This window comes from Aeromonas sp. FL131 (assembly GCF_049860615.1).
Classification (GTDB): Bacteria; Pseudomonadota; Gammaproteobacteria; order Enterobacterales; family Aeromonadaceae; genus Aeromonas; species Aeromonas hydrophila.
This window is the reverse complement of the sequence record NZ_CP187595.1, coordinates 2626892-2647533: the sequence shown is the minus strand read 5'-3', so window position 1 is coordinate 2647533 and position 20642 is coordinate 2626892. Positions and strand designations below refer to the sequence as shown.

General features: G+C 60.9%; 23 protein-coding genes. 14 read left to right on the top strand and 9 right to left on the bottom strand.

Annotation, left to right across the window (positions count from 1 at the left end; translation table 11 throughout):
- Window positions 1-109 precede the first annotated feature (109 nt).
- The 4 genes from ACPW75_RS12180 to ACPW75_RS12165 form a co-directional block, all read right to left on the bottom strand.
- Window positions 110-1003, bottom strand: coding sequence for an EamA family transporter (locus tag ACPW75_RS12180; protein WP_024944818.1), 894 nt, complete (start codon window positions 1001-1003; stop codon window positions 110-112).
- 127 nt (window positions 1004-1130) lie between these two features.
- Window positions 1131-1877, bottom strand: coding sequence for a DNA-binding transcriptional regulator YciT (locus ACPW75_RS12175; protein ID WP_011706659.1), 747 nt, complete (start codon window positions 1875-1877; stop codon window positions 1131-1133).
- Window positions 1878-1969: 92 nt separating this feature from the next.
- Window positions 1970-4402 carry a formate C-acetyltransferase/glycerol dehydratase family glycyl radical enzyme gene (locus ACPW75_RS12170; RefSeq protein WP_024944819.1) on the bottom strand — a complete coding sequence of 811 codons (2433 nt, stop codon included), beginning with the start codon at window positions 4400-4402 and terminating at the stop codon, window positions 1970-1972.
- 74 nt (window positions 4403-4476) lie between these two features.
- Window positions 4477-5373: a glycyl-radical enzyme activating protein gene (locus ACPW75_RS12165; protein WP_024944820.1), complete on the bottom strand. Its 897-nt coding sequence runs from the start codon at window positions 5371-5373 to the stop codon at window positions 4477-4479.
- 128 nt (window positions 5374-5501) lie between these two features.
- On the opposite strand from ACPW75_RS12165, the gene fsa reads away from it, so the two are divergent.
- Both fsa and ACPW75_RS12155 read left to right on the top strand, forming a co-directional pair.
- Entirely contained in the window at window positions 5502-6152 is a 651-nt protein-coding gene (gene fsa, locus ACPW75_RS12160) for a fructose-6-phosphate aldolase (protein WP_024944821.1), read from the top strand.
- 99 nt (window positions 6153-6251) lie between these two features.
- On the top strand, window positions 6252-6440 hold the full coding sequence (locus ACPW75_RS12155; RefSeq protein ID WP_024944822.1) for a hypothetical protein: 189 nt from the start codon (window positions 6252-6254) through the stop codon (window positions 6438-6440).
- On the opposite strand, the gene ACPW75_RS12150 is transcribed toward ACPW75_RS12155, so the two are convergent.
- Window positions 6437-7633, bottom strand: coding sequence for an HD-GYP domain-containing protein (locus ACPW75_RS12150; protein WP_077095374.1), 1197 nt, complete (start codon window positions 7631-7633; stop codon window positions 6437-6439). The two genes, ACPW75_RS12155 and ACPW75_RS12150, sit on opposite strands and share 4 nt — an antisense overlap.
- Window positions 7634-7807: 174 nt before the next feature.
- Here ACPW75_RS12150 and rsuA point away from each other — a divergent pair, with 174 nt between their 5' ends.
- Window positions 7808-8500 (top strand): 16S rRNA pseudouridine(516) synthase RsuA, encoded by a 693-nt coding sequence (gene rsuA / locus ACPW75_RS12145; protein WP_016351327.1) that lies wholly within the window; start codon window positions 7808-7810, stop codon window positions 8498-8500.
- Window positions 8501-8511: 11 nt separating this feature from the next.
- Here the strand turns inward: rsuA and ACPW75_RS12140 are convergent, their stop codons facing one another.
- Window positions 8512-9417, bottom strand: a complete 906-nt coding sequence (locus ACPW75_RS12140) for a DMT family transporter (protein WP_024944824.1) — start codon at window positions 9415-9417, stop codon at window positions 8512-8514.
- A 273-nt stretch (window positions 9418-9690) separates the two neighbouring features.
- Here ACPW75_RS12140 and ACPW75_RS12135 point away from each other — a divergent pair, with 273 nt between their 5' ends.
- On the top strand, window positions 9691-11280 hold the full coding sequence (locus ACPW75_RS12135; protein ID WP_051505334.1) for a peptide ABC transporter substrate-binding protein: 1590 nt from the start codon (window positions 9691-9693) through the stop codon (window positions 11278-11280).
- 10 nt (window positions 11281-11290) lie between these two features.
- A complete protein-coding gene (gene yfcE / locus ACPW75_RS12130; RefSeq protein WP_024944826.1) occupies window positions 11291-11833 on the top strand; it encodes a phosphodiesterase in 543 nt (180 codons plus the stop codon).
- A gap of 57 nt (window positions 11834-11890) precedes the next feature.
- On the opposite strand, the gene ACPW75_RS12125 is transcribed toward yfcE, so the two are convergent.
- The 3 genes from ACPW75_RS12125 to flgA all read right to left on the bottom strand — a co-directional run bounded on the left by ACPW75_RS12125 (window position 11891) and on the right by flgA (window position 13320).
- Complete coding sequence (locus ACPW75_RS12125; RefSeq protein WP_042862833.1) at window positions 11891-12304, bottom strand: flagella synthesis protein FlgN; 414 nt, start codon at window positions 12302-12304, stop codon at window positions 11891-11893.
- Window positions 12304-12624, bottom strand: a complete 321-nt coding sequence (gene flgM / locus ACPW75_RS12120) for a flagellar biosynthesis anti-sigma factor FlgM (RefSeq protein ID WP_011706648.1) — start codon at window positions 12622-12624, stop codon at window positions 12304-12306. The genes ACPW75_RS12125 and flgM overlap by 1 nt, the downstream gene beginning before the upstream one ends.
- Before the next feature lie 90 nt (window positions 12625-12714).
- Window positions 12715-13320, bottom strand: coding sequence for a flagellar basal body P-ring formation chaperone FlgA (gene flgA / locus ACPW75_RS12115; protein WP_024944828.1), 606 nt, complete (start codon window positions 13318-13320; stop codon window positions 12715-12717).
- 222 nt (window positions 13321-13542) lie between these two features.
- Between flgA and ACPW75_RS12110 the strand changes: the two genes are divergently transcribed.
- From ACPW75_RS12110 to flgH, 9 genes are all read left to right on the top strand, one after another.
- Window positions 13543-14454 carry a chemotaxis protein CheV gene (locus tag ACPW75_RS12110; RefSeq protein WP_011706646.1) on the top strand — a complete coding sequence of 304 codons (912 nt, stop codon included), beginning with the start codon at window positions 13543-13545 and terminating at the stop codon, window positions 14452-14454.
- Window positions 14455-14472: 18 nt separating this feature from the next.
- Window positions 14473-15297: a CheR family methyltransferase gene (locus tag ACPW75_RS12105; RefSeq protein ID WP_011706645.1), complete on the top strand. Its 825-nt coding sequence runs from the start codon at window positions 14473-14475 to the stop codon at window positions 15295-15297.
- 63 nt (window positions 15298-15360) lie between these two features.
- Window positions 15361-15759, top strand: coding sequence for a flagellar basal body rod protein FlgB (flgB, locus tag ACPW75_RS12100; protein ID WP_073350888.1), 399 nt, complete (start codon window positions 15361-15363; stop codon window positions 15757-15759).
- Entirely contained in the window at window positions 15759-16178 is a 420-nt protein-coding gene (flgC, locus tag ACPW75_RS12095) for a flagellar basal body rod protein FlgC (RefSeq protein ID WP_011706643.1), read from the top strand. The genes flgB and flgC overlap by 1 nt, the downstream gene beginning before the upstream one ends.
- 15 nt (window positions 16179-16193) lie before the next feature.
- Complete coding sequence (locus tag ACPW75_RS12090) at window positions 16194-16922, top strand: flagellar hook assembly protein FlgD (RefSeq protein ID WP_011706642.1); 729 nt, start codon at window positions 16194-16196, stop codon at window positions 16920-16922.
- A gap of 10 nt (window positions 16923-16932) precedes the next feature.
- On the top strand, window positions 16933-18267 hold the full coding sequence (gene flgE, locus ACPW75_RS12085; protein ID WP_073350886.1) for a flagellar hook protein FlgE: 1335 nt from the start codon (window positions 16933-16935) through the stop codon (window positions 18265-18267).
- Between the two features lie 135 nt (window positions 18268-18402).
- Complete coding sequence (flgF, locus tag ACPW75_RS12080) at window positions 18403-19149, top strand: flagellar basal-body rod protein FlgF (protein ID WP_011706640.1); 747 nt, start codon at window positions 18403-18405, stop codon at window positions 19147-19149.
- Window positions 19150-19163: 14 nt separating this feature from the next.
- The gene (gene flgG / locus ACPW75_RS12075) at window positions 19164-19952 is read left to right on the top strand and encodes a flagellar basal-body rod protein FlgG (protein WP_011706639.1); all 789 of its coding nucleotides are present in this window, start codon (window positions 19164-19166) and stop codon (window positions 19950-19952) included.
- A gap of 14 nt (window positions 19953-19966) precedes the next feature.
- Complete coding sequence (flgH, locus tag ACPW75_RS12070; RefSeq protein ID WP_029303983.1) at window positions 19967-20638, top strand: flagellar basal body L-ring protein FlgH; 672 nt, start codon at window positions 19967-19969, stop codon at window positions 20636-20638.
- Window positions 20639-20642: the final 4 nt, after the last annotated feature.

The following is a 20642-nucleotide window of genomic DNA, read 5'->3' as shown; positions in this document are numbered from 1 at the left end:
CTGATGGCTGCGTCCTGCAGGCCACTGGTGGGTGGCTCCAGCCCCGATGGGGGCTGGCTCATCATGGAAAGTTTCCCCGCCCTGGTCAATGGCGGCGGGCAAATAAGGATCAGGCTGCAGCCTGCGGCTTGAACCAGCGCAGCCGGCCGCCCAGCAGATGCACCACGAATCCCAGCAGCACCAGGGCCGAGCCCAGCCACTGCAAGGGGGTGGGGTGCTCATCCAGCAGCAGGGCCGCTGCCACCATGCCGACGCAGGGCACCAGCAGGGAGAGAGGGGCCACCTGCGCCACCGGGTAGCGCATCAGCAGCCGTCCCCACAGGCCGTAGCCGAGCCAGGTGGCGACAAAGGAGAGATAGAGCACGCACAGGAACCCCTGCCAGCTGATGTTGAGCAGGCTGCTGGCCATCAGCTCGGGCCCCTCGAACAACCAGGAGAGCGCGAAGAAGGGGAGGATGGGCACCAGTCCACCCCAGGCGATAAGGCTCGGCAGCGTGGTCTGGTAGCGCAGCCCGATCTGGCGATTGATGACGTTGCCAAGCCCCCAGCAGGCGGCCGCGCAGAGGGTCAGCACGAAGCCGAGCAGAGTGAGATTGCCTTCGCCATGGGTGGCGATGAGATAGAGGCCGGCCCCCGCCAGCGGCAGGGCCACCCAGTGGTGGGGTTGCCAGCGCTCACCCAGCCAGATCATGGCGAACAGCAGGGTGAACACCACCTGGGATTGCAGCACCAGCGAGGCCATGCCCGCCGGCATGCCAAACTTCATGGCGCAAAACAGAAAGGAGAACTGCCCCAGACTGATGGCTCCGCCATAGGCCAGCAGCCAGCGCCACGGCATGGCGGGTCTGGGGACCAGCAAGATGGCGGGAAAGACCACCCCGACGAAGCGCAGCGCCCCCAGCAGCAGCGGGGGAATCCCCTCCAGCCCCCACTTGATGGCGACGAAGTTGAGCCCCCAGCAGAGGATGACCAGAGCAGCCAGAAATTTGTCCTTGGTGTGCATGCAGCGTCCTTCGGTCTGTGGCCTCTGGCAGGAGAGGCCAAAAGAGGACGAGCATACCCCAGCCTCGGTGGGCGCCGTCAAGCCGCCAGGCGGGGGAGCAACCTGGCAACGGGGGGCAAGGTGCGATTCAGGCGGCGACGCAGTGCACTGTGATGCCGCGTGCGGCCAGGGTGGCCCGCATGGGGGCGGGCAGGGCGTCGTCGGTGACCAGCACGCCGATCTGGCCTGGCGTGCCGAGCGGGCTCGGGTGGATGGCGCCGAACTTGCTGCTGTCGGTGATGACCACATTAGTCACCCCCTTGGCCAGCACGCTGTTGACCACGTCGGCCCGCATCATGTCGCGGCCGGTGAAGCCCATCTCGGGATGAAAACCGTCTACCCCGATGAAGGCCTTTGAGAAGTGTACCTGCTCGATGCACAGCCGGGTCAGTGGCCCCACCACGCTCTCGCTCTGATGCTGGAACAGGCCGCCGAGCAGCACTACCTGAGCCTGGGTGTCGCGCAGCAGGTGGGCGATGTAGCTGCTGATGGTGATGATGGTGACCCGCTTGTGCAGGGCCAGATGACGGGCCAGCAGGGCGTTGGCGCTGCCTCCTTCGATAAAGACCGTCTCGCCATCCTCTACCAGCTGGGCGGCTCGCTCGGCGAGGCGCTCCTTGAGCAGGTAATTGATGTTCATCCGGGCGTCGGGATCGTCGCTCTCCAGCGCCATGGCCGAGCCGTGCACCCGCTTGAGCAGCCCCTGTTTTTCGAGCGCGGTCAGGTCGTTGCGCACCGTCACCTCCGATACCCCGGTACGTTGGGAGAGCTCGCTCACGCTCATCTTGCGGGCCTGATGGACCAGGGTGAGGATCAGTTGGTGGCGTGGGTTCATGGGGCCTCGCTGGCTGGCAGTGGATAGCGGCAAGCCACCGCGCGGGTGGCTTGCCGGTCATAAAGGGGCACAGCTGCCCCTGGTGGGGCCCGTCAGAGACTGTGCTCGGTGCGGGCGATGATATCATCTTGCGCATCGGGGGATAAGGCGGTGAAGAAGGCCGAATAGCCCGCCACCCGCACCACCAGATCCCGATACTGGTCGGGATGGGCCTTGGCGGCCAGCAGGGTTTCCCGCGAGACGATGTTGTACTGCACGTGCCACCCCTTGTGCACCTCGAAGAAGGTGCGCAGCAGGCTCATCAGCTTGGTCTTGTCCCGCTCGTTTTCAAGGCTGGCCGGGCTCAGCTTCTGGTTGAGCAGCACGCCGCCGAGGATGGCCGCCGTGGGCAGCTTGCCGAGCGAGTTGAACACAGCCGTGGGGCCGAGGCGATCCGAGCCTGACGCTGGGCTGGCCCCTTCCGCCAGCGGGGTGCGGGCGTGGCGGCCATCCGGGGTGGCCATGGTGGCCGCCCCAAACGGCACGTTGGCCGAGATGGAGGAGGTGCCCGCATAGTAGGTGCCGCCGATGGGGCCACGGCCGAAGCGGGTGTTGTGCAGCCCCTTGAGCTCGTCGATGTAGCTCTGGTAGGCCTGCACCAGCAGCAGGTCGACCTCGTCCAGATCGTTGCCGTATTTGGGGGCCGCGTGGGTGAGGCGCTGGCGCAGCTGTTCGCCCTCGAGCCCGGCAAAATCCTGCTCGAGCGCTTCGGCCAGCTCGCGCTGATCCACCACGCCCTGCTCGAACACCAGTTTCTTCAGCGCCGCCAGGCTGTTGCCCAGGTTGGCGATCCCCACCTGCAGGCCGGAGACCCAGTCATAGACGGCGCCCCCCTGCTTGATGGTCTTGCCGCGTTCGATGCAGTCATCCACCAGGGCGCTGCAGAGGATGTCGTGGGCCTGGGCCTCCAGCACGCTGTCGACCACGCAGTCGATCTCGATGGATTTGCGGGTGAAGTAGCGCACCTGCTCATCCCAGCGGGCCATCACCTCGTCGAAGTGGCCGAACGAGCCTTGCCGCAGTGACTGGGGCTGGGGCAGGAAGACCTTGCCGGTGGTGGCGTCACGGCCGCCATCCAGCGCCGCCAGCAGGATGCGGGCGAAGTTGATGAAGCTCATGCCGGTGCAGCGATAGCCCCACTTGCCGGGCACCGCGGTTTCGATGCAGCCGATGGCGGCGTAGTGGTGGGCATCCTCCTCGCTCACCCCGAGCTTGATGAACTCGGGGATCACCACCTCGTCGTTGTTGAAGGCGGGCATGCCGAAGCCGCAGCGGATCACCTGGATGCAGGCGTCGAGGAAATCCTCGCTCATTCGTGCGTGGTAGCGCACCGAGAGGTTGGGCTGGGTCGAGCGCAGCTGGCCGCAGGACTCCAGAATCGCGTAGGAGAGGCCGTTGACCGCGTCATGGGCCTTGCCATCCCGCCAGTTCTGGCCGCCGATGGTGACGTTTTGATAGAGCGGGCTGCCGGCGGAGGCCTTGGAGTGGGTGCCGGAGCGGATCTTGTTTACCTCCAGCAACTTGAGCCAGCACCCTTGCAGCAGCTCGATGGCGCGTGTGCGCGGCAGGGATTCCGACAGCTCTACTTCGCGGCGATACCAGGGATAGAGGTATTGGTCCATCCGGCCAAACGACACCGAGTGGCCGTTGGACTCGATCTGCAGGATGAGCTGAATGAAGTAGCAGAGCTGCAGCGCCTGCCAGAAGGTCTCGGGGGGCCGGTGGGCGATGTGAGCGCAGTTGAGGGCTATGGTCTCAAGCTCGCAGCGGCGCTCTGGGCGCGGCTCCTGCTGCGCCAGTTCGCGGGCCAGTGCGGCGTAACGCTCGATGTGCTGGCTGACGGCATCGAAGGTGATGGCGACGGCCTGCAGGAACTGCTCGCGCTGCAGATCGGCCCAGTCCGCCAGATCGAGCCGGCCGCGCCGCTCGGCCACCTTGGCCTTGAGGCCGTCGAGGCCGAGGGCAAGCAGTTGCTCGTAATTGACCGCGAGGTGGGCATCCCCCGAGGTCATGTTGCCCTCGGCCTTGATGATGCCGCTCTCCAGCAGCCCCTTCTGCTCGTCGGTAAAGAGGCCGTAGCAGCGATCCTGCACCGTCTGGCCACGCCAGAAGGGGGTGAGGGCGTGAATGGCCAGCTTGTCTGCCTCGCTCACCGCAAAGCCGGCGCCGGGGCGGTCGGCCAGCTCGTCGATCTCCTTCTCGATCCAGCCCACCGTGTATTCGGGAAAGAGCGGCGCCGCCCGCACCTGACTCGCCTGGTTGCCGACGATGAGCTCGTCGTGCTTGATCCAGATGGTGCGCTCCTTGAGGTGGTGGGCCAGCGCCAGGGCGCGGCGCACCGGCAGCGGCCGGGCCAGATGGGCCTGATAGGCTTGCGTGTAGTGGCGGGCGCGCTCGGTGCAGACCGGCGGTTGGACGATGTGGATCAGGCTCTCCTTGTGGGCACGGATCCGCGGGGGCAGGGTAGTGAGGTCGAGCTGGGTCATGGTCTTATCCTCTGGTCATAGGACGGTGAGTTGACGGTAAATGGTCGGTCAGTGGCGGATGTCATGGGGTGTTGCTAGCCCCGGGTGAGCGGGGTCAGCCCCTGCGCACGGGCACACTCATGGGCAAAGGCGAGCAGTGCCGGGTCATCGAGTGGCTGCAGGGGCGCCTGATAGGGTTGGTCGAGCAGGGCGTATTTGCCTGCGCCCAGGGTGTGGTAGGGGAGAAAGTGGATCTCCTGCACTGTGCCAAGAGTGGCGGCAGCTTGGGTAATGGCCTCGATGGAGGCGCGGTCGGCATTGAAGCCGGGGATGAGCGGCACCCGGATCTGCATGGCCACGCCGCGCTCGGCCAGACGCTTGAGGTTGGCCAGGGGCAGGGCGACCTTGCCGCGGGTCCAGTCGAAGAAGCGCTCCTCATCCACATGCTTGAGATCAGCCAGCAGCAGGTCGAGGTGGGGGAGGCTAGGTTCAATCTGGTGCCAAGGCACGTGCAGGCAGCTTTCTACCGCGGTATGCAGTCCCTCGGCCTTGCAGCGGGCCAGCAGGCTGGCGGCAAATTCGGGCTGCATGAAGGGCTCGCCGCCGGAGAGGGTGACCCCGCCGCCGCTGCGCTCGAAGAAGGGGCGATCCCGCAGGATGGTGGCCATCAGGGTGTCCAGACTCTCCTCCCGGCCGCACACCTGCAGCGCTTCGCTGGGGCAGAGGCCGCGCAGCCGTTCCACATCCTGATTGCCGAGGGCTGAGCGGGTGAGCTGGACACCCTGGCTGTCACGCAAGATTGCCGGGCAGGCATCGCTGCAGAGCCGGCATCCCTCGATGCATTGGCGCCGGTCGAGTAGTATGTCCGGCTTGGGAGAGCGGCTTTCCGGGTTTTGACACCAGCGACAGGCCAGCGAGCACCCCTTGAGAAACACCAGGGTGCGAATGCCGGGGCCATCGTGAGTTGAATAGCGTTGCAGGTCGAAAATCATACCGCCTCCTTTTGTTTTTGCATTCTATTTTCTTTCGTTCGAAAGTTGATTTGATTTTGATCAAACAATGTGCGGATGTTATCTCGCTAGAATGGCGACAGATTGAACATCCCATTAAGGAGTCAGAGATGGAGCTTTATCTCGATACTGCCGATGTGGCTGCGGTGCGCCGCTGGTCACGGATCCTGCCGCTGGCCGGCGTCACCACCAACCCGTCCATTACCGCGGCAGGCGGTATGCCGCTGACCGAGTTGCTGCCCGCCCTGCGGGAGGTGCTGGGTCCCAAGGCGCGGCTGTTTGCCCAGGTGATGGCCAAAACCGAGACCGAGATGGTGCGCGAGGCATTTGCCCTGCGTGAGCTGGACCGGGACCTGGTGATCAAGATCCCGGTATGTGAAGAGGGGCTGGCGGCCATCAAGACCCTGACGGCCAACGGGGTACCGACCCTGGGCACGGCGGTCTATACCCCGCTGCAGGGCTGGCTGGCGGCGGTGGCGGGGGCGGAATACGTGGCGCCCTACGTCAACCGGCTGGATGCCCAGGGGGGCGATGGCATCGCCACCGTACAGGAGCTGCAACAGCTGCTGGCGCTGCATGCGCCGCACAGCAAGGTGCTGGCGGCATCGTTCCGCACTCCGCGCCAGGCGCTTGACTGCCTGCTGGCGGGTTGCCAGTCCATCACATTACCGCTCGACGTGGCCGAACAGTTGCTGCGGGTGCCGGCGGTGGATGCGGCGCTGGCGAAGTTTGACGAGGATTGGCAGCGGGCGTTTGCCTGAGGCTGCTTGAAGGCAGGATGAAGGGGCGACAGGCGGGCTAAGCTAGAAGAGAGGGCCCGCAGTGATGGGCCACTATCGATGGCTGATCGGAGGTGCCCCATGAGCGACCATACCCTGCTGCCCCATGGTGAAGATCTGCGCCGCGCCGTGCGCTGGCTCAGCGAGCACCATCAACACGACATCCGGGCCATCGAAGAGGCCTGCATCCGCTTCGATCTGTCGCCGCTGGATGAGGAGTTTCTCATCCAGCACTGCGTCGAGCGGTTGCGGGAGGGAGATGCCGACTAGACGAAGTTGGCGAGGTTGATGCCGAACTCCTTGGGATCGACCGTGCTCTCGATGGTTTCCTGCACCCCGTTCTTGGCCAGATCCAGCCACTGCACCTCGAGGTAGTGGCGCTGGGTCCCGTGATAGATCACCTTCACCACCGGTTTGAGCGGCTCATGGGGATTGCGCTGCATGACGATGGCCAGCCGCTGGTTGGAGAGCTGCACCAGCGTCCCCACCGGATAGACCCCCATGCACTTGATGAACTTGGTGACCAGTTCGGCATCGAAGTGGTGGTTGATCCCTTTGAGCAGAATGCGAAAGGCCTGGGTTGGCTGCATCCCCTGCTTGTAGACCCGATCCGCCGTAACGGCGTCATAGACATCGACGATGCCGCTCATGCGGGTATAGAGCGAGAGCTGCTCGCCTTTGAGCAGCTGCGGGTAACCGGTGCCGTCGAGCCGTTCGTGGTGGTTGGCGGCCACCTCCAGCATGGTGGCGGTGATGCCGGGGGTGTTGCTCAGGATCTCGTAGCTGTGCACCACGTGCTGGCGCATGACGGCGAACTCCTCGTCGGTGAGCTTGCCCGGTTTGTTGAGCACCTCGTCCGGGGTCATGATCTTGCCCACGTCGTGCAGCAGGCCTCCCAGGGTCAGCTCCTTGAGCACGCTGCGATCCAGGTCCAGATAGCGGCCGAAGTTCGCCAGCAGGATGGCGACGTTCATCGAGTGCTCCATCAAGTAGGCATCCTTGGCGCGAATGCGGGCCAGACAGAGCATGGCGTCACCGTGGGTGAACATGGTGTCCACCATCTCCTCGGCGACCGCCGCCAGCGGCGTGATGTCGATGGGCTCCCCCGCCTTGAGATGGCGGATGAACTTGCCCTGCAGCTCGCGGGCCTCCTGATAAAGCCGGCGGATCTTCAGCTCGCGCCCCTCGCTGTTGCCGCTGCCGGAGGGACGCTGGGTGCTGGCCGGGGAGATGGCCGGGTCGGGGGAGATGACCTGCTCGATGCCGGGCAGCTTGCTGCGGGCGAGATCGACCCGCACCGTGAGTACGCCACGCTTGACCAGATCGTTGATCTGCTGGCGGGTGGTCACCAGCCCCATCTGGGCAATCTCCATGCCGCCGGTCTGGCTGATGATGGCGATCACGTACATGCCGGGTTGCAGCTGGTTGACGGGAATAACGGGATGAGGTGTTTGCGACTTCATACGGCTTCCTGAACTTTATTATTATGCGTAACGTTAGGCCCTCTGTTGGCAGTCTAACACCGGCGCCCCGGTTCGTCATGGCGACATGCGTGGCGGCCGCGGTGCTTAGTGCTGGAGTTGTCGGCCCCGGCCGATATAATGACGCCCCTTTCTTGATGGACTCTGAGGTTGTGCATGCGGCTCGATAAATTTCTTTGCGATTGTTCCGACTTGACCCGCTCGCTGGCGGGCAAACTGATCCGGCAGGGAGAGGTGATGGTGGACGGTATCGTGGTCAAGCAGCCCGCCTTCCACATCAACGAGCAGAGCCAGGTGGAATTTGACGGTGTCACCCTGACCCTGGATCAGCGCAATCGCTACTTCATGCTGCACAAGCCGGAAGGGTATGTCTGCTCCAACGAAGATCCGGATCACCCCACCGTGTTCTTCCTGATGGATGAGCCGGCCATGGGCAAGCTGCACGTGGTGGGACGGCTCGATCTCGACACCACCGGCCTGGTGCTGGTGACCGACGACGGCCAGTGGTCCCATCGCATCACTTCCCCCCGTCACGAGTGCGCGAAGACCTACCACGTCTGGCTGGCCGACCCGGTCAGCCCGGATGCCATTGCACTGTTTGCCGAAGGGGTGCTGCTGCGCAGCGAGACCGAGAAGACCCGGCCGGCCCAGCTGGAGATCCTGGGAGAGTGCGAGGCGCGTCTGACCATCCACGAGGGCAAGTACCATCAGGTGAAGCGGATGTTTGCCGCCATCGGCAACAAGGTGGTGGGACTGCACCGGGAGCGGGTGGGTGACCTGACGCTGGATGAAGAGCTGGCACCGGGCGAATATCGCGAGCTCACCGCCGACGAGATCGCCCGGTTCTGACCCTTCTGGAGTCAGTGTCCGCTGGCTCCCAGTACCAGCGTGGTGCCCAGGGTCGCCAGCAGGGCGCCGGCCCAGGCCGCCAGGGAAGGGCGCTGGCCCGAGTGCCACCACAGCAGTGGCAACAGGATCACCGGCGTGGTGGAGGAGAGGATCGCCACCATGCCGACGTCTCCCTGGCGCAAAGCGACCAGGATCAGCGTCATGCCCATGGCCATCGCCAGAAAGCCGTTGATGCCGATCATCCCCAATACCTGGCGGTTGATGGGGTTGTGCGGCAATGACAGCGGCACTCTCAGCGCACGCAGGGTGCAGTGGGCCAGCAGGGCGCTGCCCATGCGGATGCCGGAGGCGCTGATCGCATCCACGGTGCCACTTATCATCACCGGTTTGGCGATGATGGCACCCAGACTTTGGCAGAAGGCGGCGGTCAGGCCCAGACCGATGCCGATGACGAGATGGCCGCGCACCTGTTCCCATTCACTCTGCTGAGCATTGCCACGGCGGCCGAACAGGATGGCCAGCATGACACCGGCAAACACCAGCATGGCCCCCACCAGTCGCCAGCCACCGAGCTGTTCGCCAAACAGCCAGAGGCCGAGCAGGGCGGAGAAGAGGGCATGGCAGGAGAACAGCAGGCCGCTGCGTCTTGGCCCCAGCCGGTTCATGCAGGCAAACAGGGCGGTGTCGCCAACGAAGATGCCGATCAAGCCCGACAGTGCCAGCAGGGGCAGGGCGCTCTGGGTCAGGGTCTGCCAGCCGCCGGTGGCCAGACTGGCCGAACCCAGCATCAGGCTGACCAGCAACATACGCCAGCGGCTGTAGGCAAATGCCCCCAGGTGGCGAGCCGGTTTGACGGAGATGAGGGCAGCTACCGCCCATAAACTGGCTGCTGCCAGTGCCAGCCACTCGTACCCCATAAAAACTCCTGAAAATGTAGCCAGATGCAGGACGCAGGCGACAACCGCTCGCACCTCATAAAAAACTACGGAAAAAATAGCCCGAGAGACTCCATCTCTTGGGCAAGCCCGATACAATACGGGGCGTCTTCGGGGATAACAAGCGCGGCATCATGCATTCGTATTCAGGCGCGCCGCCGGCCTTCCCCCCTTCTTGAAATAAGTGTTTTGAACGAGGTTTATGTCATGGTTTTGTTCCCCGCTTCCCGGCCAGCCCGTCGCTGGCTCTCTCCCATGCTGCTGGGTCTGCTGCTGGCGCCGCCGCTGCAGGCGACCACGGTATCCCAGGAGCCTGCGCTGTCTGATCGCCAGATTCTGGTCAAGGGCAATGGCGCCGAACCCGAGTCCCTCGATCCGGCCCAGATCCGCTCCGGTTTCCCCGGTGAAGTGGTGCTGGTGGACTTGTTCGAGGGATTGGTGAGCGAAGATGGGCAGGGGCGGATCGTGCCGGCCCAGGCCCAGCGCTGGGAGACCAGCGAGGACGGGCTGGTCTGGCGTTTCTTCCTGCGCCCCCAGCTCAAGTGGTCCAACGGTGACGCGCTCACCGCCGCCGATTTCGTCTATGCCTGGCGCCGTCTGCTGGATCCGGCCCAGGCCTCGCCCTCAGCCGGCCTGCTGCTGGCGACCGGCATCAACAATGCCCAGTCCATCTACGCCGGTGCGCTCGATCTCAACACCCTGGGGGTGGAGGCGGAAAGCGACCAGATCCTCAAAGTGACGCTGGAGCGGCCGGTGCCTTACTTCCTGCAGCTGATAAGCCAGCGCCCCTTCGTGCCGGTCAACCAGAAAGCGGTCAGCCAGTTTGGCAAACAGTGGACCCAGCCTGGCAAGCTGGTGAGCAATGGCGCCTACAAGCTGGTGAACTGGGTGCCCAATGAGCGCATCGAGGCCGAACGCAACGTCCAGTACTGGGATGATGCCCACACCCGGATCCAGCGGGTGACCTACCTGCCGCTCGCCTCCCAGCATGCCGAACGGCTGCGCTACGAGGCGGGGGAGATACAGCTCACCAACAAGGTGGCGCTGGAGTATTACCAGAAGACCAAGGAAGCGACCCCCGAGCGGATCTGGGGGCTGCCGCTATTGGGCACCTACCTCTACACCTTCAACCTGCGTCGCCCCGAGCTGCAGGACGTGCGGGTGCGCCAGGCGCTGGCCATGACCATCGATCGGCACCTGTTGACCGAGAAGGTCAGCGGGCAAGGGGAGCAGGCCGCCTGGTCGCTGCTGCCCGGCATGCCGGGCTACGAGGCGCTGAGCTCCCCCCTGGCCCTGCAGGATCAGCCGACCCGGTTGGCCAAGGCGGCGGCGCTGCTGGCCCAGGCGGGCTATGACAGTCAGCATCCTCTCAAGCTGACGCTCACCTACAACACCTCGGAGAATCACAAGAAGCTGGCGCTGGCGGTCGCGTCCATGTGGAAGCCGCTGGGGGTTGAAGTGACGCTCAACAACATGGAGTGGAATGCCTATCAGGTGGCCAAAGACAGCGGTGATTTCATGCTGGCCCGCTCCTTCCTGTTCGGGGATTACGTGGAGCCCTCCGCCATGCTCAACAGCTTCCGCTGCCAGGATCCCCAGAACGAGAGTGGTTACTGCAACCCAGCCTTCGACGGCTTGCTGCAACAGGCGGCTGATACGCTGGATGGCAATGCGCGGACCGGGCTCTACCACCAGGCCGAGCAGCTGCTGATGGACGAGATGCCGGCCATTCCCGTCTATCACTACAACCAGATGCGGCTGGTGGATCCCACCCTGCGCGGCCTGCCGGTGCAGAACCTCAAGGGGGCGATCGCCACCAAGGATCTCTACTTCAGCCAGCAGTAAGGAGCTTGCCATGAAAATTGCCATTCTTTCCGATCTGCACGGCAGCCTGAGTGCGCTGGAGCGGGTGCTGGACCAGCTTGCCTCTTGGCAGCCGGATCACTACCTGCTGCTCGGCGATCTGCTCAACCACGGCCCGCGCAACCCGGTGCCGCCGGGCTATGCCCCTGCGGCCGTGGCCGAGCGACTCAATACGCTGGCTTCCCGCATCATGGCGGTACGGGGCAACTGTGATTCGGAAGTGGATCAGATGTTGCTGGATTTCCCCATCACAGCCCCTTACAACCAGATGCTGGTGGATGGTCGGCGCTGGTTCGTCAGCCACGGCCATCTCTATCGGCCTGCAGAGGTGCCGCTGCCTGCCGGCAGCCTGTTCATCAGCGGTCACACCCATTTGCCCGTGCTGCAGCGCGAAGGGGAGCTGGTACTGATGAACCCGGGATCCATCTGTTTTCCACGCGGCAATCTGGCGGCAAGTTATGGCCGCTACGAGGATGGGGTGCTCGGGATCCACGCCTGTGCGGACAGCGAAGAGCTGTTGCGGCTGGAACTGTAAAAGAGAGGGGGTTGGGATGGTCGTGCTGCGGAGCAGCCAATCGTCGTAACGGAGAGGTCAGGCCTTGATGCCGATGGAGCGGGTACCGGAGCGGGTATTGCCCTTGGCGTCATAGGTCAGGGAGTTGCGATCCCGCAGCTTGCTCAGGTAGCTGGCCAGCCGGCGGTTGGAGACGATGCTGAGCTCGAGCAGGCGCCCGTTCAGATCGTTCTGTTCCTGGCAGGCATCGAGTTTCTCACGCAGGGTGCGCATCTGCTCGGGGTAGGCATTCAGTTGCTGGTTCAGGTCTGGCAGCAGCGCCATGGCCTTGTCCAGTTCTTCAATATCGGCAAGCAGCTTCTGCTTGCGCTCTGCCAGCTCGGGCAGCGCCAGCGCCTGGTGCTGCTTGAGCAGGTTGAACTCCTCCTCCAGCAAACCTTGCATCTGGGAGAGGTAGTCATCTTGAGTGTGCAGCAGCGAAGGTAAATCCATTATCCCAGCAACTTGTCGAGGTTGGATTCGAAGCTGAACATCTTCTTGGCCACAGCTTCGCTGTTGACCTGATATTCACCATTGGCCACGGCTTTCTTCAGGCTCTCGACCCGGCTTTCATTGCCGGTGGAGGCTGAGTTGAGGTTCTTCTGCATCTGTTGCAATTGCTGCGCCTCGCTGGTCAAGGAGACGGAGTCGGTCTTGACGGTCGCCGCACGGTTATCGGGGGACGAGGTCGCTGGTTTGGTATTGGCACCCTGGCTGCTCCCGGTATTTTGCAACCGGTTGTTCGCCAAGTTGTTGATATTGTTAATAGCCATAGTGTTTACCTTCGTCTGCTTTGCTGTTCGCTTACCTGTTTATCGGTGGTCATCGCCATAACTTTAGAAAAAAAGTGATCTGAAAAACACTCAGAAGGTGACCACCACGGAGCCAACAGCGTTGACTTTACCCTGCACCGTTTTGCCTGAGCGGATATTGACGAGCCTGATCATGTCTCCGAAGCTGCCATCTTGCAAGGCTCGGGCCATGGTTTTGATTTGCATGCTGCTATTTTCTGCGCTGAGGGTCACCTGATCGCCCTTGCAGACCACGCAGACCTGACTGAACCTGATAGGCTGGCCTGGCTTGAGTTCGCGCTTGCTGCGCACGCCAATGAGCGCCGTGGTATCGCTGAGATAGTCGCCGCGCATCAGCGTCTGATCCTGATAGGCCTGCGTCAGCACGCCTTCGCTCAGAATATCGCCCTTGGCCACCGGGGTGGAGACGGTCACATAAGGCTTCTGTATGCTGACCCGCACCGGCAGGTAGAGATCCCAGGGTTTCTCTTCCTCACATTTGAGGTAGACGGTGGTATTGCGGCGGATCTCCATCTTGGCGGGCAGCGTGATGGCAAGATGTTCGTCGCAGCGACTCAAAGGCAGGCGTTCATCGATGGAGGCTGCCTGCACCTGTACCTGGGCATCGAGCGGGACATCGAGCTGGCCGAGCACAAAATCCTGCGCCTTTTCTTGCAAGTAACTGGTCACCTCGGATGCCGTGGCGTGAGAAATGCCGCAAAACAGCAGTAAGGTGAGGAAAAGTCTACTAATCATTTTCGCTCGCTGGCCGATAAGTTGTTCACGTATATCACCATATTTAACTATGCTTGCTTCAGAATTCGTTCGCAGTGACATCGATAGTCTGACGCAAGCCAACACGCATGCATGATTAATGCCAAGCGTTTTTAGGGAGTGTTTATGGCCAGTATCCTGGACTCGGTCAACCAACGTACCCAGCTAGTTGGGCAAAACCGGCTGGAGTTATTGTTGTTTCGTCTCAACGGACGTCAAAGATTTGGCATCAACGTATTCAAGGTACGTGAAGTGTTGCAGTGTCCTCCCTTGACTGTCATGCCCAAACTCAACTCCTGCATTCGTGGGGTGGCCCATATTCGCGGCCAAACCATCTCGGTGATTGACCTCAGCATGGCGATGGGCAAGCGTCCGATCGAAGATCTGACCAAGTGCTTCATCATCATCTCCGAATACAACCGCTCCATTCAGGGCTTCTTGGTGCACTCGGTCGAGCGCATCATCAACATGAACTGGGAATCCATCCTGCCGCCGCCGAAAGGGGCCGGGCGCATCAACTACATGACGGCAGTGACCGAGGTCGACGGTGAGTTGGTCGAGATCCTGGACGTGGAACGCATTCTCAACGAAATTTCTCCGGTATCGACCGAGGTCAGCAAAGAGCTGGTGGAAGCCAGCGTGGAGCATCCGACTCTGGGACGCCCGGTGTTGGTGGCTGATGACTCTTCCGTGGCTCGCAAGCAGGTTCAGCGTGCGCTCGAAGCCATCGGCGTGCAGTGCGTGCTGGCCAAGGATGGGCGTGAAGCGCTCAACATGTTGCTGGAAATGTCCAAAAACGGTCCCATCAAGGATCAGATCGCCTTGGTGATTTCGGACATCGAGATGCCGGAAATGGATGGTTATACTTTTACCGCCGAGATCCGCAACAATCCCAATCTCAAGGACTTACATGTTATTCTGCACACATCCCTCAGTGGGGTGTTCAATCAGGCCATGGTGCAGAAAGTTGGTGCGAACAATTTCATTGCCAAATTCCAGCCGGATGAATTGGCCAAGGCCGTACAAGGCGCACTCTAATCAAGAAGAACAAACTGCATGAAGACACTTTCGGACGACTTATACAAACAATTCAGCAATTTTCTGGCGGTACAGAGCGGAATCGTGCTGGGTGACAACAAACAGTATCTGGTCAAGAGTCGGCTTTCACCCTTGATGACTCAGTTTGGTATTGAGAGTCTGTCTGATCTGGTTACTCGAGCGATGAGTGTGCGTGAGCGTGACCTGAAAATGGCAGTGGTTGATGCCATGACTACCAACGAAACCCTGTGGTTTCGCGATACCTACCCCTTCCAGCTGCTGACGGACAAGATATTTCCCGAGCTCGGCAAGAGTGGCAGACCGATCAAGATCTGGTCTGCGGCCTCCTCTTCTGGGCAGGAGCCGTACTCCATTGCCATGACGGCCCTGGAACAGCAGGTCAAAAAACCGGGCACCTTGCCAGGTGGGGTACAGATCGTCGGGACTGATATTTCCAGCACCATGCTCAATCAGTGCAAGGAAGGGGTGTACGACAGTCTGGCGCTGGCTCGCGGTCTGTCACCCGAACGCAAGAAGCTGTTCTTCGAACCTTATGGTGACAACAAGATGCGGGTGGTGGAGCGTGTCAGAAAATTGACCACCTTCCGGCCATTGAACCTGCTGGAAAGCTACAGTCTGCTTGGCAAGTTCGACATCATCTTTTGTCGCAACGTGCTCATCTATTTTGCACCGGAAGTGAAGTCGAAGATCCTCAACCAGTTTGCTGCCAGCCTCAATCCCGGCGGCTATCTGATGCTGGGGGCTTCCGAGTCGCTGGCCGGGTTGACCGACAGGTTCGAGATGATCCGGTGCAACCCCGGCATCGTCTACAAGGTTAAATGATCCCCGCTTAAATCCCTCTTTGGCACACCTCTTGCTAATAATTTCTCAAGCAGGAGGTGTGCTATGGCAATTTCATTCGACAAGGCATTTGGTATTCATCAATACACGCTGAGCGTTCGCTCCAAGCGTGCAGAGGTGTTGTCCAGCAACATTGCCAACGCGGACACGCCGGGCTTCAAGGCTCTGGATATCAACTTCTCGCAAGCATTGGAAGAGGCCCAGCAACAACAGGGCTTTGGCCTTGCCACGACCAGTGAGAAGCATTTCGCCCTGCAGATGGATGCCCCAGGCGTTACGCAATATCGCAATCCCCTGCAGCCCGATACCGGTGATGGCAACACGGTCGACGTGCAGCAGGAGCGCAGCGAGTTTTTACGCAACAGCCTTGAATACCAGACCTCCCTTGAATTTATGAACAGCAAGATCAGCGGCCTGCTGAAGGCCTTGAAAGGAGAACAGTGATGAGTTTGTTCAAGGTCTTTGACATTGCAGGCTCGGCCATGAGTGCACAGTCTGTTCGCCTCAACACGGTAGCCAGCAACATGGCCAACGCCGACAGCGTCAGCTCCAGCGTGGAAAAAACTTACCATGCCAGGCGGCCAATTTTTGCCGCCCAGCTGGATCAGGCCATGTCGGACAAGCAGGCGTCAGCAGGGGTTGAAGTAAAGGGGATTGTCGAGAGCGAGGCCCCCTTGCTCAAGGAGTACAACCCCAACCACCCCATGGCGGATAAAGACGGCTTCATCTTCAAGCCTAACGTCAACATGGTGGAAGAGATGGCGGACATGATCAACGCCTCGCGCAGCTATCAAACCAATGTGCAGGTTGCAGACTCTGCCAAAAAGATGCTGCAGCAGACGCTCAACCTCGGCAAGTCCTGACAGGGGGACGCATAGATGGCAGATACAACCAGTGGCGTGAACGGCATCGGCCGCACGACCACCCAGACCACGGGCACGACGTCAACGCCCAAGAAGGAGCTGGATCAGGAGTCGTTCCTGAAGCTGCTGACCATGCAGCTCTCCTATCAGGATCCGTTCAAGCCGGTGGACAACGCCCAGATGCTTTCCCAGATGACCTCCATGTCGACGTCACAGGGGATCAGCAGCCTCTCCAACCAGATTGGCAGCCTCAATAGCCTGATGACCTCCAGCCAGGCGCTGCAAGCCTCGGCGCTGGTGGGACAAAACGTCTTGCTGCAGAGCAATGTGGGTTACCTGGAAAAAGACGGCTCTTTGCCAGGTGTGGTCGCCGTGGGCACAGAAAACAAGTACTCGAACGTCAAGATCACCATCGAAGACGAAAGCGGACAGGTCATCAAGGAGTTTCCGCTGGAAGGTGACCAGAAGGGCAACGTCGAAATCGTATGGGATGGCAAGGACAAGGACGGAAACCCGGCCAAAGAGGGCAAATACACCCTCAAGGCAAACGGTACCGTGGACGGTAAGTCGGAGAGTGTCCCGATCTTTGCCTATGGCAAGGTCGACAGCGTTATCCTGGGTACGGCAAGCAATCCGACTCAGCTCAACTTGAAAGGCCTCGGTACAACAAGCCTGAACAGTATCTTGCAGATTGCAGGTACGGTGAAAACACCATCAACCCCTACGCCAACAGCATCGATCTAAGGAGCTGGATATGTCATTTAACAATGCCTTGAGCGGTGTCAACGCGGCACAAAAAGATCTGAACGTTACCGCCAACAACATTGCCAACGTCAATACCACGGGCTTTAAAGAGTCTCGTGCCGAGTTTGCGGACGTCTACGCCAACTCCATCTTCGTCAATGCCAAGACCCAGGTCGGCAATGGTGTGGCAACGGGGGCGGTGGCACAGCAGTTTCACCAGGGGGCGCTGCAGTTCACCAACAACGCCCTTGATTTGTCCATTCAGGGCAACGGCTTCTTCGTGACGTCGGACGGTCTGACCAACCTGGATCGTACCTTTACCCGGGCCGGCGCCTTCAAGCTGAATGAAAACAGCTACATGGTCAATAATCAGGGAAACTATCTGCAAGGTTATGAAATCAACACGGATGGGACGCCCAAGGCGGTCAGCATCAACGCCACCAAACCGATTCAAATACCGGATCGGGCGGGTGAGCCCAAAATGACCGAGCTGGTGGAAGCCAGTTTCAACCTGAGTATCGAGTCGAAAACCAAACCAACGTCACCGGCTTCGTTTGACCCCACCAACTCGGCCACCTTTGCCCACTCAACCTCGGTGACAATTTATGATTCGCTTGGTGCTCCCCATGTGATCACCAAATATTTTGTCCGCCATGAGGATCCGGCTGCCCCAGGAACACCGCTGACACCGGGTACCTGGAGCATGTACATGTATGAAGGGAACAAACCCATCGATATCGCTGGTGGTTCACCCAGCCCAGCCGCAGGCATCCCCACTGGCGTGAAGATGACGTTTACCTCCGCCGGTAAATTGGATCCCACGCTGACTGTTCCATTAGATCCGATCAAAACCGTCGCCCTTGGCACGACGGCCGGGATCATCAACAACGGTGCCGATCCCACTCAGACATTGGAGATCCGTCTCGGTGATGTGACTCAATACAGCTCGCCTTTCAACGTCACCAAACTGACCCAGGATGGTGCCACCGTTGGTAATCTGACCAAGGTCGAGATTACGCCGGACGGTATTGTGTCGGCGACCTACAGCAATGCGACGACGTTGAAGGTTGCCATGGTGGCACTTGCCAAATTCTCCAACTCGCAAGGATTGACCCAGGTTGGCGATACCTCCTGGCGCCAGTCTCTGCTGTCTGGCGATGCGCTGCCTGGCACCCCCAACTCGGGCACCTTGGGTAGCATCAAGTCCTCTGCGCTGGAGCAATCCAACGTGGATTTGACCTCCCAGCTGGTCAACCTCATCACCGCGCAGCGCAACTTCCAGGCCAACTCCCGTTCGCTGGAAGTGAACAGCTCCCTGCAGCAGACCATACTGCAGATCCGCTAATCATCCTCTTGTTAACAAAGGGCGCTTCGGCGCCCTTTTTCATGGGTATTTGCCGCCTTGGCGACCCGAGGTAATGGGGATTGGCATTCAAATTGCAGTTCCTCTGTCAGAGTCATCAGTTTGACGGAGGATCCCATGGATCACCTGCTATACATCGCCATGTCGGGCGCCAAGGAGAGCATGAACAGCCTGGCTGTTCGAAGCAACAACCTGGCTAACGCCAATACCACCGGCTTCAAGTCCGACTTCGAGCAGGCGCGCAGCATGCAGGCGTTTGGCGAGGGGTTGCCCACCCGGGTGTTCGCCATGGCGGAACGGCCAGGCCAGAACCTGCAGCATGGCATGCTGATGACCACGGGTCGGGATCTTGACGTTGCCGTTGACGGCCAGGGCTGGATTGCGGTGCAGGATCCCAAGGGCGGTGAAGCCTATACCCGCATGGGCAATCTGCAGTTGAGCGCGACCGGCAACCTGCAAACCTCCACCGGGTTGAACGTGGTGGACGACGGCGGTCAGCCCATCGTGCTGCCGCTGCCGATGGAGAAAATTGAAATCAACCGGGACGGCACCATCAGTGGTCGTCCGGAAGGAGCGGCCGCCAACCTGCCGGAGAATTTCCAGCGCATCAAGCTGGTCAATCCGGCGGTGGATGCAGTGGAGAAGGGGCAGGACGGCCTGTTCCGTCGCAAGGATGGCCAGAATGAAGCGGCATCGGCCACTGTCGGCCTGATTGCCGGCTCCCTCGAGGGGAGCAACGTCAACGTGGTCGATGAAATGACCAACCTTATTCGGTTGCAACGTCAGTTTGAAACCCAGGTCAAAATAATGAAGACCGCGGAAGAGAATGACGAGGCTCAAACCCAGCTGCTGCGTATCAGCTAACCAAGGAGTTTTACATGAACCCTGCACTCTGGATCAGCAAGACCGGCTTGGATGCACAGCAGACCAACATCTCGGTTACCTCGAACAACCTGGCGAACGCCAGCACCGTGGGTTACAAAAAATCCCGGGCCATCTTCGAGGACTTGCTCTATCAAAACATCAACCAGCCCGGTGGTCGTTCATCGGCCGACACCGAGCGCCCTTCCGGCCTGATGCTGGGGGCCGGTGCCAAGGTAGTGGCCACCCAGAAGAACCACAGCCAGGGCAACGTGCAAACCACGGACAACTCGCTGGATCTGATGATAAGTGGCCGTGGCTACTTCGAGATCCAGCTGCCCGATGGCAGCGCGGCCTATACCCGCAACGGCCAGTTCACCCTCAACAGCGAAGGGACCATCGTCACACCGGGCAATGGCTATCCGTTGCAGCCGGAGATCCAGATCCCGGAGAACGCCCAGAGCGTGACGATTGGCGAGGATGGACAGGTGTCGGTGCAGCTCAAAGGGGATGGCGCCTCCCAAGTGGTGGGCCAGATCAACACCACTGACTTCGTCAACGCCTCGGGCCTGCAGCCCATGGGCGAAAACATGTTTGTCGAGACACAGTCCAGCGGTGCGCCGGTGCAGGGTGTCGCCGGGACGGACGGACTGGGGGTGATCAAGCAGGGTATGCTGGAGACCTCCAACGTCAACGTGACCGAAGAGCTGGTGAACCTGATCCAGGCCCAGCGGGTGTACGAGATGAACTCCAAGGTTCTCTCGGCGGTGGATGGCATGATGTCCTTCCTGATCCAGCGCACATAAGTAGGAGGCGCATGATGAAAGCCATATGGATGCTGGGACTGCTGGCGTTGGGGGGCTGCAGCAGCACGCCCAATACCGCCAAGCCCGATGATCCCGAGTTTGCCCCCGTCTACGGGGAGTCGGAGCCGGTTTCGGTCAGACCGACCGGTGCCATCTTCCAGCCCGATCAGGTCAACGGCATCTATTCGGACATCAAGGCACACAAGGTGGGCGATATCATCACCATCGAGCTGGCCGAGTCCACTTCCGCCTCCAAGAAGGCCAATACCCAGAGCGGCAAGGACAACAAGCTGACGATGAACACGGCGATGCTGGGCGGTGTGCCGGTGACGGCCGGCCCCTATGATCTGTCGGCCTCCCTCAGCCAGAACGGCGCCTTCAAGGGGCAGGCCAAGGCGGATCAGAGCAACAGTCTGCAGGGCAACATCTCCGTCAGCGTGGCCAAGGTACTGCCCAATGGCAACCTGCTGGTGCGCGGCGAGAAGTGGATCATGCTCAACAACGGCAACGAATATATCCGGATCACCGGCATGATCCGCCCCGAGGATGTGACCACCGACAACAGCGTTTCATCCCAGAAGGTGGCCAATGCGCGCATCCATTACGGTGGCACCGGCGATCTGGCCAATACCCAGGAACAGGGGTGGCTCACCAGCTTTTTCAATGGCCCCTGGTGGCCGCTCTAGGAGG